Source organism: Bradyrhizobium australafricanum (assembly GCF_020329495.1).
GTDB classification, from domain to species: Bacteria; Pseudomonadota; Alphaproteobacteria; order Rhizobiales; family Xanthobacteraceae; genus Bradyrhizobium; species Bradyrhizobium australafricanum.
In genome coordinates this window covers 1-643 of the sequence record NZ_JAGKJL010000213.1, presented here as the reverse complement: position 1 = coordinate 643, position 643 = coordinate 1, and the positions used below count along the sequence as shown (strand labels likewise).

Genomic DNA, 643 nt, shown 5'->3' with positions numbered 1-643 from the left:
CAGGCAGCTTCTTTTCCGCCTCGGCCTTGTCTTGCGCATCTTGCTGCTGGGCAGCCTCGCGTCTTGCGACTTCGACCTGTTCGAGTCTGGCGAGGCGTTCCCTCAGCGGCGCGATCTCTCGCCGCAACGCGGCCATGTCCGACTTCAGCGAAGAGAGCTGACCAAGCGCAATCGCGGCGGCAACGCAAGCGACGACCGAGATCAGGCTGAGGCACGCTACCGCCAGCCCCGTCAATCCGCCTCGACGATCGGCACGACGATCCCCGACATCCTCCGCGGATCGCCGTTGCCGCGCGGCTGTCCGGTCTGGTCGGCTTCCTCGGCACGATCAAGCCGAAATTCGCCGCCGCGCGGCCACCACGCGGTTCGTCTCTTGAAAGGCGCCGAATGCAGGCGCCGGGACGATCGGAGAGTGCGCCGAGGGGATGCCGGGAGCGGTAGCCGAACGGCCCGCGCCGGATGGCTGGCGGTCGTCGTGGTCCTCGCGCGTCATACCGGGGAGCTCGAGATCAACGTCGTCGGGACGGTCGATCGCAGTATCCGCAACGTAATGGCGCGTGTCGGCCGTAGCGGCGTCCAATCGCTCCGCTTCCTGTCGATCGGGTCCTTGTTCGATGCGGGCGGTTTCAAGCGAGCGCCACAG

Annotated in this window: 1 protein-coding gene; it reads right to left on the bottom strand. The window is 67.0% G+C overall.

The genetic code is table 11. From position 1 onward, the window contains the following. Positions 1 to 328 precede the first annotated feature (328 nt). Positions 329 to 643 (bottom strand): hypothetical protein (locus tag J6525_RS46630; RefSeq protein WP_225649635.1); only part of this gene is annotated, 315 nt, incomplete at its 5' end.